Genomic DNA, 12,935 nt, shown 5'->3' on the forward strand with positions numbered 1-12,935 from the left:
AAAATCCCGTTCTATTCGCCATTTCCTTCACGACTTCCATAACGCCGCGCCAGTCCGGCACAAACCATCAACTGAATCTGGTGAAACAACATCAACGGCAACAATATCGGTCCCACCGCACTTGCTGGAAACAAAACCCCGGCAATCGGCACCCCCGTCGCCAAACTCTTCTTCGACCCACAAAATTGCAGAACGACCGCATCTTCCCGCGACAATCCCAGCAAGCGCCCAAGACCCCAGGTAAACAGCAGCACCACCACCAAAATCGCAATCGACAACAGCGCCAGCAACAACAATTCTCCCCGCGACACCTTATGCCACAGTCCCTCGACCACTGCGGCACTGAACGCCGAATAGACGATCAGCAGGATCGAACCCCGATCCACTCGCCCCAACATCGCCTTGTGCCGCGACACAAAGCCGCCAATCCACGGCCGCGCCATATGGCCCAGCAGGAAAGGCAGCAGCAACTGCGATACAATCCCCTCCACCGCCGACAGGGAGATCAGACCGCCGGTCCCCCCCACGCTCTTCTGCATCAGCAGCGCCACCAGCAACGGCGTCAGAACGATCCCCAGCAGGTTGGAAAAGGACGCGCTCACCACCGCCGCCGCGACATTGCCTCGCGCTATCGCCGTGAAGGCGATCGACGATTGCACCGTCGAGGGCAACAGCGTCAGGAACAGCAACCCCGCTCGCATCTGCCCGGGGATCGCTTCCACCTCCTGCGTCGCCAGCCCGATCAGCGGAAACAGCGCGAATGTCGTTCCCAGCGTCGCCAGATGCAGCTTAAACGCCATCGCCCCGCCCCAAATCGCCTCGCGCGATAGCTTCGCCCCATGCAGGAAGAACAGCAGCACGATGCCAGCGTCCGCAAGGATGCCAACGATATGCGCACCCTCGCCCCGCGCGGGAAGGACGGAGGCCAGCGCTACCATGGCGATCAGCAGCAGCAGGAAGGGGTCGGCGATTTCCCGTAGACGGCTCATGCCAGGGCTGTAGGCAGTCTAACGGAAAAAGGATAGACGCCCGGCCGATCGACACATTAGTGGGGGCTTAGGAAACGGAGGCGGTCATGACCAACGGGATCGAAATCATCGAACAGGGCGGCGTCCTGGAAATCCACATCGATCGCCCCGACAAGAAGAATGCGCTCACCGCGGCCATGTACGACAGCATGACCGCAGCCCTTGCCGACGCGTCGGCGCGGAGCGACATCGGCGCTGTCCTGATCGCAGGAAAGGGTGACGCCTTCTGCGCAGGCAATGACCTTAAGGACTTCACTCAAGGACCGCAGGGTGGCGCGGCTGCATTCGCATTCATCCGCGCCATTGCGAGCTTCGACAAGCCGCTGATCGCTGCCGTCCAGGGCCTCGCTGTGGGTGTGGGCACGACGATGCTGTTCCATTGCGACCTTGTCTATGCGGCGCCCGACGCGCGCTTCATCATGCCCTTCGTCAATCTGGGCATCGTGCCGGAAGCTGGCTCAAGCCTGCTCGCGCCCGCAACGCTGGGCCATGCAAAGGCGGCAGCGATGCTGTTGCTGGGTGAACCCATGGACGCCGAAACCGCTGACCGCTCAGGTCTAGTGACAGCTGTCATACCCACCGAAGAACTACTTGGTCACGCTCGGGCGAAGGCGGCCACCCTCATGAATAAGCCGCCCAAGGCACTTGCGGTCACCCGGCGGCTGCTAAAGGGCGATCCTGCCGCGCTGCTCGACAGGATCGAAGAGGAGGCACGGCTCTTCGAACAGATGCTGGAATCCGAAGAGGCACAGGAAGCTTTCGCTGCCTTCTTCGAAAAGCGCTCCCCTGTATTCCGTCGCGATTGAACTTGGTGTGAGCCCCCCCGGCTGCCTGATAGCCATAAGTCTATCTAAATCGAAACCCTTGCTGGAAAACTCCAGGACGTTCAGCAATATTCTGTTTCTGTGCCGCACAAGACAAGTGTTCAGCGTGAAACGAGACTAAGGCAGATGAGCGACAAGGCCGTAACCACAGCTGAAACCGCGACTTCAGGGGCGGGCCGCTTCGCCCTTTTGGAGCCATTGCGCCAGCGGACCTACCGCACAATCTGGATCGCCAGCCTTTTTTCGAACTTCGGGCAACTTATACAAGGCGTCGGTGCGGCCTGGCTTATGACGCGGCTGAGTTCGTCGCCGCAGATGGTGGCGCTGGTCCAAACGGCCCTCATGCTGCCGTTGATGCTCGTCGCGTTGCCCGCTGGGGCGATCGCGGACATGTTCGACCGGCGCAAGGTGGCGCTGGCTGGCCTTGTCTTCGCATCACTGATGGCGATCTGCCTCACGCTGCTTGCCGGTGCGGAACTGCTCTCTCCCTGGACATTGCTGCTCTTCTGCTTCCTGATCGGCACGGGGGTCGCCTTATATGGGCCTGCCTGGCAAGCCTCGATCGGTGAGCAGGTAAGCGGCGAGCATCTGCCTGCCGCGATCGCCCTCGGCACGATCAGCTACAATGTGGCGCGCAGCTTCGGCCCCGCGATCGGCGGCATCATCGTTGCCTCGCTGGGCGCAATGGCGGCCTTTGCGGCCAACGCTTTCTTCTATCTGCCGCTGATCCTTGCCTTCCTGATGTGGCAGCGGGAACATAAGCCTTCGCGCTTGCCCCCGGAAAGGATCGATCGGGCGATCGTCTCGGGCGTGCGCTATGCGGTGCATTCGCCCCCAATCCGGGTCGTGCTTATCCGCACACATGTCGTGGGTCTGGCGGGGGCATCAGTGTCCGCACTCACACCTTTGATCGCAAAGGACCTGCTGCACGGGTCGGCAAGCACCTATGGCTTGTTATTGGGCGCCTATGGCGTGGGCGCGGTGCTGGGCGCCACCGGGCTTGATCTAGTGCGTCGGCGTCTGCGGCCTGAGCAGGCTGCGCGGCTGCTGTCGATACTGCTGGGCGCAATGATCATCCTCGCCGGGATCAGCAGCTACACCCTTCTGACTTGCGCGGCACTGCTGGTTGCGGGCTTTGCCTGGATGATCCTGGTCGCGCAGTTCAACGTCGCTGTGCAAATGTCAGCACCGCGCTGGGTCACGGCGCGCGCGCTTGCCTGCTATGGCTCGGCGTTGACGGGTGGGCTCGCTCTGGGTGCGTGGCTGTGGGGCTCGGTAGCCACCGCTCTAGGAACAGGTGAAGCGATGATGATGTCGGGGGCAGCGATGGTGTTCAGCACCATTCTCGGTCTCGTCTTTCCGTTGGCGCGATCGCTCCCCGATGGATTGGAACAAAGCATTCTCAGTCATCAGCCGCAGGTTGGCCTTGCACTGACCTCGCGCAGTGGTCCCATAGTCGTGGAAATCGATTATCGGGTAGATACTGACAAGGCGCGCGACTTCTATGCCGCGATGCAGAAGGTGCGCAGCGCCCGCCTCCGGAGTGGCGCCTTTGGCTGGTCCGTGGCGCGTGACATCGCCGATCCTGAACTTTGGACTGAACATTATCATTGTCCGACCTGGGGAGACTATCTGCACCAGCGCGATCGTATGACGATGAGCGACCGCCAGATCGAGGACGCCGCTAATGTCTTCCACATGGGGAGCGGCGAGGGGCGGGTACGGCGGCGCCTCGAACGGCCGACCGGATCGGTGCGGTGGCGCGCGGATACGCCTGACCGCCGAGACGAGGCGATCGATATAATCTACCCTTAGAACAATCGGTTCGTGCAGGAGCGCAAGCAATCGTTGTCAATATAAACAGGCGCGCTAGAATCGCGTTGAAATCGAATTTGGAGAGCGGAATGCCGAGGCAGGCGAAACGGACGGTAGGGCGTCCCCGAAGGCTGACGCTGGAAATGATTGTCGATGCCGCCTGCGAGGTCGGCATCGCCAAGCTGGAGATGAGTCTGGTTGCCGAAAGGCTGAATACCGGTGTTGCCACGCTATATGGCTATGTGCGGGGGCGGGAACATCTGCTGCAACTCGTGGCACAGCGTCTAGTAGGGCAAGCGCTGATCAAGGATGAAGGACAGAGTTGGCAGGATATATTGCGCGAACATGCGACAGTTACCTATCGTCTCTTCCGGTCCCTGCCTCACCTCATCACCAATCTGATTGGAAAAGAACCCGAACAGCATTCGTTCGACTATTCGCAGAGGGTGCTCACGATGCTGGAGGCGAGGGGGCTTCCTCCCGCTGTGGCCCTGAACGTTTATATCGAGATTAATCAGGTCGTGATCGGCGCTGCGATCAGCATGATGCGGAGGGAGGTGCTGATCCAACTCCCTGAGTACGAGACTGAAAATTGGGGACCGCTGCCTGACATCCTTGGCGATTATTGCACAACACTGGAGCGGATCATCTCTGGCTATGAGGTGGAACTGAGGTTGGGTGAAGACGAAGCGTCGCCTCAAAATGCCTGAAAAGTCGGCTCGCGCTCTTGCCGCTGATTAAATTTTCGTCGTGCGGCAATGGAAGAAATATCTCTCTCCCATCTGGGAGGTTTGATGATTCGCGCCTTCTGTCATCTGGGTCTGCGAAAGGCTGGACAAGACGATGACAGATACAAAAACGCTCACCCACCTGGCGCGCCTGGAAGCGGAGAGCATACATATTCTGAGAGAGGTTGTGGCCGAGGCTGAAAAGCCAGTCATGTTATACAGCGTGGGCAAGGACAGCGCGGTGATGCTGCATCTGGCCCGCAAGGCATTCTATCCCTCGCCGCCGCCATTTCCCCTGCTGCACGTCGATACGACCTGGAAGTTCCAGGAAATGTACAAGCTGCGCGATCGCATGGCCAAGGAAAGCGGCATGGAGCTGCTGGTCTATCACAATCCGGAAGCGCAGGAGCGCGGGATCAACCCGTTCGACCACGGCGCGCTGCACACCGACATGTGGAAGACCGAAGGTCTGAAGCAGGCGCTCGACCTTTATGGCTTCGACGCAGCCTTTGGCGGCGCACGCCGTGACGAGGAAAAGAGCCGCGCCAAGGAGCGCATCTTCTCCTTCCGTACCGCCTCGCATGGCTGGGACCCGAAGAACCAGCGGCCGGAACTGTGGAACCTCTACAACGCCAAGAAGAACAAGGGTGAGAGCATCCGCGTCTTCCCGATCAGCAACTGGACCGAGCTGGATATCTGGCAGTATATCCACCTCAACAATGTGCCGATCGTGCCGCTCTATTTCGCCGAGGAACGCCCGACCGTCGAGCGTGACGGCATGCTGCTGATGGTCGATGACGAACGCTTCCCGCTGAAGGAAGGCGAGACGCCGGTGATGCGATCGATCCGCTTCCGCACGTTGGGCTGTTATCCGTTGACTGGCGCTGTCGAAAGCGAAGCGAAGACGCTGCCGGAAGTCATCCAGGAAACGCTGCTGACCACCACCTCCGAGCGTCAGGGCCGCGCCATCGACAAGGATGCGGGCGGCGCCGGCATGGAGAAGAAGAAGCAGGAAGGCTATTTCTGACCTCTGCCCTCATCCCGGCGTTAGCCGGGATTTGAGGCCCCGAGGCAGAACCTTCCTTCAGATCAACGAGATGCCACCCTGCGCTGGCATGACGGGACAGATGACATGACCGACACTCTCGACGAACCCATTTACAAGACCGACGCCCTCATTGCCGAGGATATCGACGAATATCTGAAGGTGCATGAGCACAAGACGATGCTGCGTTTCATCACCTGCGGGTCGGTGGATGACGGCAAATCCACGCTGATCGGCCGCCTGCTTTATGACAGCAAGATGATCTTCGAAGATCAGCTGGCGGCACTGGAGGCGGACTCCAAGAAGGTCGGCACGCAGGGCCAGGAAATCGACTTCGCGCTGCTGGTCGATGGCCTCGCCGCCGAGCGCGAGCAGGGCATCACGATCGACGTGGCCTATCGCTTCTTCGGGACCGAAAAGCGCAAGTTCATTGTCGCCGATACCCCCGGCCACGAACAATATACGCGCAACATGGTGACCGGCGCATCGACCGCCGATCTCGCCGTCATCCTGATCGATGCGCGCAAGGGCGTGCTGACGCAGACGAAGCGCCACAGCTATCTGGCGCACCTGATCGGCATCAAGAATATCGTGCTGGCGGTGAACAAGATGGACTTGGTCGATTATGACCAGGCGGTCTATGACGGTATCGTCAAGGATTACACCGAATTCGCGCGCTCGATCGGCATTCAGCATTTCGTGCCGATGCCGATTTCCGGCTTCAAGGGCGACAATATTACTGGCCCTTCGGAGAACACGCCTTGGTACAAGGGCCCGGCCCTGATCGAGCATCTGGAAACCGTCGAAGTCAACAGCGCGACCGACGCGGAAAAGCCTTTCCGCATGCCGGTGCAGTGGGTCAACCGCCCGAACCTCGACTTCCGTGGCTTTTCCGGCCTGATCGCCACCGGCACCGTGAAGCCGGGCGATGCGATCCGCGTGCTGCCTTCGGGCAAGACCAGCACCGTCACCCGCATCGTGACGCTGGACGGCGATCTGGATCAGGCTGTCGCGGGGCAATCGGTGACGATCTGCTTTGCCGACGAGATCGACTGCTCGCGCGGCGACGTCATCGCGCTGGCCGACAATCCTCCGCAGGCTGCCGACCAGTTCGAAGCCACCATCGTGTGGATGGCTGACGAGGAAATGCTGCCGGGCCGTCCTTATTGGCTGAAGATCGGGACGCAGACCGTCACCGCGACGGTGCAGCACCCGAAATATCAGGTGAACGTCAACACGATGGAGCATCTGGCGGCCAAGACGCTGGACCTCAACGCCATCGGTGTCGCTAATCTGTCCACCGATAAGCAGATCGTGTTCGAGTCCTATGAGCAGAACCGGACGCTGGGCGGCTTCATCCTGATCGACAAGATCACGAACGCCACCGTGGCGGCGGGCATGCTGCACTTCTCGCTGCGGCGGGCGCAGAATGTCCACTGGCAGGCGACCGACGTTACCCGTGAGTTCCATGCGGGCCTCAAGAACCAGAAGCCTGCCGTGCTGTGGTTCACCGGGCTTTCTGGCGCGGGCAAGTCGACCATCGCCAATCTGGTGGAAAAGAGACTGGCGCGGATGAACCGGCACACTTTCCTGCTGGATGGCGACAATGTACGCCACGGCCTGAACAAGGATCTGGGCTTCACCGATGCCGACCGCGTGGAGAATATCCGTCGCGTGGGCGAGGTTGCCAAGCTGATGACCGACGCGGGCCTGATCGTCATTACCGCCTTCATCTCGCCCTTCCGGTCGGAGCGCGAAATGGTGCGGCAGATGATGCAGCCGGGCGAGTTCATCGAGGTGCACATCGATACGCCGCTTGCTGAAGCAGAGGCACGGGACGTCAAGGGCCTCTACAAGAAGGCGCGTGCCGGGGATCTCAAGAACTTCACCGGCATTGACAGCCCCTATGAGCCGCCAGAGGATCCGGAAATCCGCATCGACACAACGGCCATGACCGCCGAGGAAGCGGCCGACGCCATCGTAGCCAGGCTGATCCCATGAGCGGCGGGATGAGCGATGCCGACCTTGCGGCGCATCTTGCCGAAACCGCCGGGCGCATCCTGCTTGAGGTGCGCGCCAGCGGCATGTTCAGCGCCAAGGCGCTGGGCAAGGCGGGCGATCAAACGGCCAACCAATTCCTTGTTCACGCCCTGCGTGAACAACGGGGCGAGGACGGGTTGCTGTCTGAGGAAGAGAAGGACAATGCCGAGCGGCTGAGCCAAAGCCGCGTCTGGATTGTGGATCCTGTCGATGGCACCCGCGAATATGGCGAGGAGCGATCCGATTGGGCGGTCCATGTCGGTCTGGCGATCGATGGGCAGCCGGAGATCGGCGCTGTAGCGCTGCCGGGCCTTGACCTGACCGGAAAAGGGAAGGGTACAATAGTTCGGTCGGATCAGCCGCAGCCGATCCCGCCTGCACCCGAAAAGCTACGCATGGTGGTCAGCCGCACCCGCCCGGCCGCCGAAGCTGTCGCGGTCGCGGAAAAGCTGGGTGCCGAGCTTGTTCCGATGGGCTCGGCCGGCGCGAAAGCGATGGCGGTGATATTGGGGCAGGCAGATATTTACCTGCATTCCGGCGGCCAATATGAATGGGACAGTATGGCACCTGTCGCCGTGGCGAAGGCGCATGGCCTGCACTGCTCGCGAATTGATGGCAGCCCGCTGATCTACAATCAGGCAAATGTGTATCTGCCTGACCTGCTCATTTGCAGAAAAGAACATGCTCAGCAGTTATTGGCCCTTATCAGCGAAGTTCAGGTCAGCGCCTGATAATCAAAACTGAGGACTGCCAATGCCTGTTGAGTGAGGATCGAGCCATGCCGCGCACAACGCGGCGTGGTTCGAAGCTCATTTCGTCAAAGCGAACTGCAAGGAAACTGTCGCACCTAAAGTCAGTTGGCCCGGCTTGACCGAACTCGGTGGAGAGGGAGGTGACGGCGTTGCAGCCATACGGCCCGTCACCATTAGGGGCTCAACCGAGTAAAACTCTTAAAAATCGGCACCGATTGCGCGATAGAGGGATATACGATTTAGCAACAGTTCAAGGTCCGTCGCGATCGCGCTCCGCCGGGCGGAATATAGCGAGCGTTGGTTCACGAGTGTTGTCAGGAACGGATCGATACCCGCCCGATAACGCTGTTCGGACAAGGCATAGGCATTCTCATTCGACGCGACCAGAGCTCGCTGAGCCCGCTGCTGTTCGCCTATGGTGCCTCCGCGTGCCAAGGCGTCGGCGACTTCACGAAAGGCGCTCTGGATGGCATTCTCGTAGCTGGCAATTGCGGCCTGCTGTTGCGCCTTACTATATTCGATATTGGCTTTCACACCGCCACCGAAGATGGGAAGGCTCGCCGATGGAGCAGCTGTCCAACTGAATGCGCCGCCAGTGAAAAGCGACGACAGTGCTGAACTGGCGACGCCGATCGCTGACGTCAGGCTGATCTTCGGGAACATCGCGGCCCGTGCAGCGCCGATATTCGCATTCGCAGCCTGTAATTGATGTTCGGCCTGCAGCACATCTGGCCGCTGGAGCAGGATTTCGGACGAAGTCCCGGCAGGAACTTGCGCAGTCGAGCTGATTAGAGCGGATAGGGATAGCGGGAGCAGAGCTTCTTCTACCGGCGCCCCGGCGAGCAGATCCAGCGCGTTGCGATCCTGCGCTACCTGCGTAACTGCGGCCGCGACATCGGACCTCGCCTGTTCGACGATCGTTTCCGCCTGATGGACGTCGAGCTTGCCGGAAAGACCGACGCCGTTGAGCGATCGTGTAAGCGCGAGCGTCCGTTCGGCGCTGCTGAGCGTATCGCGAGCTACGGCGAGCAATTGCTGGTCCGCAGCAAGCGTTGCATAGGCGCTGGCCGTTTCCGCCACGAGCGCGATGCGCGCGGCGCGCGCGCCCTCCTGGCTTGCGAGATAGGATTGAAGGGCGGATTCACTCAAGTTCCGCAGGCGGCTGAACAGATCGATTTCGAAAGCGCTAAAACCGATGTCCACGCTGTAATTGTCCTGACGCTGGTCATTCCGGTGCGTGAGCGTCGCGTTGGCATCCGCCGTAACCGTAGGCATCTGCGCGGCCCGCTGAATGCGATATTGGGCGCGCGCCGCGAGAAGGTTGGCCAGAGTTACGCGAAGATCCCGATTGTTGATCAGCGCCCGATCAATGATCGTACGCAGCCGTTCGTCGCCGACCAAAGCCGTCCAGGGCAAACCTGCCACTTCTGTAGGAAGGGCGGCTGAATATGCGGATCCATTTGGCCAGGCGGGCGGAACGGGCGCGGTGGGCCGCTCATATGCGGGTGCCAGATTGCAGGCGGTCAGCGTCACGGACAGGCCGAGGGGGAGCAAGCGCCTCATGCGGGCACCTCCGATCCGGTGACAGATGAATGGTCCTTGCGTCTGAAAAGCCGCATGATCGTGAAGAAAAACAGCGGCACATAAAAGATGGCAAGCAAGGTTCCGGTCAGCATGCCGCCAGCAACCGCCGTGCCGATGGCGATGCGGCTTTGTGCGCCAGCGCCATGAGCGAGCGCCAGCGGCATAACGCCCGCAATGAAGGCGAGCGAGGTCATTATGATCGGTCGGAAACGGAGCCTGGCCGCTTCGATTGCCGCGCTCATCGCGTCCTTGCCATCGCGATAGGCAAACTCGGCGAATTCAACGATGAGGATTGCGTTCTTGGCCGCCAGCCCCATCGTGGTGAGGAGGCCTACCTGGAAGAATACATTATTCTCCAGCCCGCGCGCCCAAACGGCGACGACTGCCCCGATCAGGCCCAGCGGGATTACGAACAATACTGCGAGTGGCACCGACCAGCTTTCATAAAGCGCAGCGAGGCAGAGAAATACAACCAGCACGGAGAGAGAATAAAGCAAGGGCGCCTGTCCGCCGGACAATTGTTCCTGGTAGGAAAGGCCGCTCCAGGCATAGCTGGTTCCGGTCGGCAATTGCTGCTGCAAACGCACCATTTCATCCATGGCTTCCCCCGAACTCGCACCGGGTGCCGCCTGTCCCTGTATTTCATAAGAGGATTGGCCATTAAAGCGCGACACTGTTGTCGGACCCATTTCCCAATGGGTGGTGGCGAAAGCGGAGAATGGAACCATCTCGCCCGTGGCAGCGGAACGCACTTGCCAGTTTTCAATGTCGGTCGGCAAAGCTCGATAAGGCGCGTCTGCCTGCATAAAGACGCGTTTTACGCGTCCGCGATCAATGAAGTCATTGATATAGCTACTTCCCCAGGCGGAACTTAGAACATCGTCCACATCATTTTGTGTAAGTCCAAGCACAGCAAGCTTTTCATTATCGATATCGACCTTCAACTGGGGCGTGTCCTCAAGCGTAGCGGCACGCACACCCGCGAGCAGAGGGCTTTGCGAAGCTGCAGCGAGCAGCTGGTTGCGCACGGCCAGGAACTTGTCTCGGCTGAGGCCGCCTGTGTTGAGCAGCTCGAAGGTAAAGCCGTTCGACTGGCCCAGGCCACGGATGGCGGGCGGCGTCATGGCCAGAATTTTCGCATCACGTACGGCTGCGAGCTGCTTTGTAGCGCGGTTCGCGATCTCGGTCGCGCTGTTCGTCTTACCCTTCCGGTCTTCCCAAGGATTGAGATTGATGAAACCCTGCGCCGTATTTTCGCCCTGTCCTGCAAAACTGAAACCTTGGGCAATGAATATGTTGCCGACGTTATTTCCTTCTTCGCTTTGGAAGTAGCTGCGAACACTCTCGACCACTTGCGCGGTTCGCGTGGACTTGGCGCCAGCGGGAAGGGTCATCTGCACCATGACCTGTCCCTGATCCTCTACGGGGAGGAAGCTGGTCGGCAGGCGAACGAAGATCAGCGCAAGGACGCCCAGTATCAGCAGATAGATTGTCCAGAAGAGGGCGCGCCGATGCATGATTGCCTCAAGCCGCCGCATGTAGCCGTCGGTCACGCGCCCAAACCAGCGGTTGAACCGGCCCGCCCATCCTTGCTGACGGCGCTCTTCACTGGCCGATTTCAACAATGTGGCGCACAGGGCGGGCGACAGGATGAGCGCAACCACCACGGACAGAAGCATGGAGGACACGATGGTGATGGAGAACTGCCGGTAAATAACCCCCGTCGAACCGCCGAAGAAGGCCATGGGCAGGAGAACGGCCGAAAGGACAAGGGCTATGCCGACCAGCGCACTGCCTATCTCTTCCATCGATTTGATTGTGGCGGCGCGCGCGTCAAGCCCCTCATCGTGCATCAGCCGTTCGACATTCTCGACGACTACGATCGCGTCATCGACCAGAAGGCCGATGGACAACACCATGCCGAACAGGGTGAGCGTGTTGATGGAATAGCCGAAAAGGGCGAGCACGCCGAAGGTCCCGAGCAGGACGACCGGCACCGCCACCGCCGGGATCAGCGTCGCGCGCCAGCTTTGCAGAAAGACGAACATGACCACGACGACCAGCCCGACGGCCTCGATAAGTGTCTTGATGACCTCATCCACGGAAAGCCGGATGAAGGGTGTCGTATCGCGCGGGAATGCGATGCTGTACCCATTTGGCAGGTTCGTGGACAGCTCGGCGACTTTTGCCTTGACGAGTTCGGCGGTCTTCAGAGCGTCGGCGCCGGGCGCGAGTTGGAGCGCGATGCCCGATCCAGGATGTCCGTTCAACGCGGCTGAAAAGGTGTAACTTTCGTTCCCAAGTTCGACCCGAGCAACATCGGACAGGTGAACGACGGATCCGTCGCTTTGAGTTTTCACTATGATGTTGCGAAACTGTTCGGGAGTCTGGAGGCGTGCACGCGCGCGAACGGTGGCATTCAGTTGCTGTCCGGCGGGCGCCGGATCAGCGCCGATCTGACCGGCGGAAACCTCGACATTTTGGGACCGGATCGCGCTTTCGACGTCCGACGGCATGAGCTTGACGGTGGCGAGTTTGTAGGGATCCAGCCATATGCGCATGGCATATTGGGATCCAAAAATCTGAACGTCGCCGATACCTTCCAGGCGGGAGATGGGGTCCTGAAAATTATTGACCAGGTAATCGGAGATATCAGTCTGGGTGGCTCGATCGGTACGATCGTACAGCGCCACCAGCATCAGGAAATCGGTCTGCGATTTAGTGACGGTCAGGCCCTGCTGCTGAACTGCGTTGGGCAACCGGCTTAACGCCTGCTGCACCTTATTTTGAACCTGGACCTGCGCAGTATCGGGGTCGGTGCCTTTGTCAAAGGTGACAGTGATACGCGACTGGCCATTGGCGGTGGATGTCGAGGAGAAATACATCAGGCCATCGATGCCAGTCAGTTGCTGCTCGATGACCTGCGTGACGCTTGTCTCTACAGTATCGGCCGAAGCGCCTGGATAATTTGCTCTGATGTTGACCGCAGGCGGCGCGATATCTGGATACTGAGCAATAGGCAGCGACAGCATGGCGCCAAGTCCAGCCAGCATGATGCCGATCGCGATCACCCAGGCGAAGATTGGCCGATCGATGAAAAAGCGGCTGAGCATCGGAGG

Annotated in this window: 9 protein-coding genes; 6 read left to right on the top strand and 3 right to left on the bottom strand. The window is 60.0% G+C overall.

Translation table 11 applies throughout. The annotated features are described in order from the left end of the window. Positions 1–11 precede the first annotated feature (11 nt). Positions 12–989: a bile acid:sodium symporter family protein gene (locus ACZ51H_RS16380; RefSeq protein ID WP_464803103.1), complete on the bottom strand. Its 978-nt coding sequence runs from the start codon at positions 987–989 to the stop codon at positions 12–14. 86 nt (positions 990–1,075) lie between these two features. Between ACZ51H_RS16380 and ACZ51H_RS16385 the strand changes: the two genes are divergently transcribed. The 6 genes from ACZ51H_RS16385 (at position 1,076) to ACZ51H_RS16410 (ending at position 8,211) form a co-directional block, all read left to right on the top strand. Beyond that, positions 1,076–1,834 carry an enoyl-CoA hydratase gene (locus ACZ51H_RS16385; protein WP_464803104.1) on the top strand — a complete coding sequence of 253 codons (759 nt, stop codon included), beginning with the start codon at positions 1,076–1,078 and terminating at the stop codon, positions 1,832–1,834. 144 nt (positions 1,835–1,978) lie between these two features. Next, positions 1,979–3,667: an MFS transporter gene (locus tag ACZ51H_RS16390; RefSeq protein WP_464803105.1), complete on the top strand. Its 1,689-nt coding sequence runs from the start codon at positions 1,979–1,981 to the stop codon at positions 3,665–3,667. 89 nt (positions 3,668–3,756) lie between these two features. Then, positions 3,757–4,377, top strand: coding sequence for a TetR family transcriptional regulator (locus ACZ51H_RS16395; protein ID WP_464803106.1), 621 nt, complete (start codon positions 3,757–3,759; stop codon positions 4,375–4,377). 133 nt (positions 4,378–4,510) lie between these two features. After that, on the top strand, positions 4,511–5,422 hold the full coding sequence (gene cysD, locus ACZ51H_RS16400) for a sulfate adenylyltransferase subunit CysD (protein WP_460988937.1): 912 nt from the start codon (positions 4,511–4,513) through the stop codon (positions 5,420–5,422). A 105-nt stretch (positions 5,423–5,527) separates the two neighbouring features. Continuing rightward, the gene (gene cysN / locus ACZ51H_RS16405; RefSeq protein WP_460988938.1) at positions 5,528–7,441 is read left to right on the top strand and encodes a sulfate adenylyltransferase subunit CysN; all 1,914 of its coding nucleotides are present in this window, start codon (positions 5,528–5,530) and stop codon (positions 7,439–7,441) included. After that, the gene (locus tag ACZ51H_RS16410) at positions 7,438–8,211 is read left to right on the top strand and encodes a 3'(2'),5'-bisphosphate nucleotidase CysQ (protein ID WP_460988939.1); all 774 of its coding nucleotides are present in this window, start codon (positions 7,438–7,440) and stop codon (positions 8,209–8,211) included. Before cysN ends, ACZ51H_RS16410 begins: the two co-directional genes overlap by 4 nt. Positions 8,212–8,430: 219 nt before the next feature. Here ACZ51H_RS16410 and ACZ51H_RS16415 read toward each other — a convergent pair whose 3' ends face one another. Together ACZ51H_RS16415 and ACZ51H_RS16420 are read right to left on the bottom strand one after the other, a co-directional pair. Next, positions 8,431–9,795 (bottom strand): efflux transporter outer membrane subunit, encoded by a 1,365-nt coding sequence (locus ACZ51H_RS16415; protein ID WP_449468978.1) that lies wholly within the window; start codon positions 9,793–9,795, stop codon positions 8,431–8,433. Next, positions 9,792–12,929: an efflux RND transporter permease subunit gene (locus tag ACZ51H_RS16420; protein WP_464803107.1), complete on the bottom strand. Its 3,138-nt coding sequence runs from the start codon at positions 12,927–12,929 to the stop codon at positions 9,792–9,794. The genes ACZ51H_RS16415 and ACZ51H_RS16420 overlap by 4 nt, the downstream gene beginning before the upstream one ends. Between the last annotated feature and the right edge of the window lie 6 nt (positions 12,930–12,935).

The sequence above is a fragment of the Sphingobium sp. TomMM15 genome, from assembly GCF_055397045.1.

Coding starts and splice junctions, on each gene's coding strand:
- ACZ51H_RS16415 (WP_449468978.1), bottom strand. CDS start 9,795: ATGAGGCGCTTGCTCCCCCTCGGCCTGTCCGTGACGCTGACCGCCTGC.
- ACZ51H_RS16410 (WP_460988939.1), top strand. CDS start 7,438: ATGAGCGGCGGGATGAGCGATGCCGACCTTGCGGCGCATCTTGCCGAA.
- ACZ51H_RS16380 (WP_464803103.1), bottom strand. CDS start 989: ATGAGCCGTCTACGGGAAATCGCCGACCCCTTCCTGCTGCTGCTGATC.
- cysD (WP_460988937.1), top strand. CDS start 4,511: ATGACAGATACAAAAACGCTCACCCACCTGGCGCGCCTGGAAGCGGAG.
- ACZ51H_RS16420 (WP_464803107.1), bottom strand. CDS start 12,929: ATGCTCAGCCGCTTTTTCATCGATCGGCCAATCTTCGCCTGGGTGATC.
- ACZ51H_RS16390 (WP_464803105.1), top strand. CDS start 1,979: ATGAGCGACAAGGCCGTAACCACAGCTGAAACCGCGACTTCAGGGGCG.
- ACZ51H_RS16395 (WP_464803106.1), top strand. CDS start 3,757: ATGCCGAGGCAGGCGAAACGGACGGTAGGGCGTCCCCGAAGGCTGACG.
- cysN (WP_460988938.1), top strand. CDS start 5,528: ATGACCGACACTCTCGACGAACCCATTTACAAGACCGACGCCCTCATT.
- ACZ51H_RS16385 (WP_464803104.1), top strand. CDS start 1,076: ATGACCAACGGGATCGAAATCATCGAACAGGGCGGCGTCCTGGAAATC.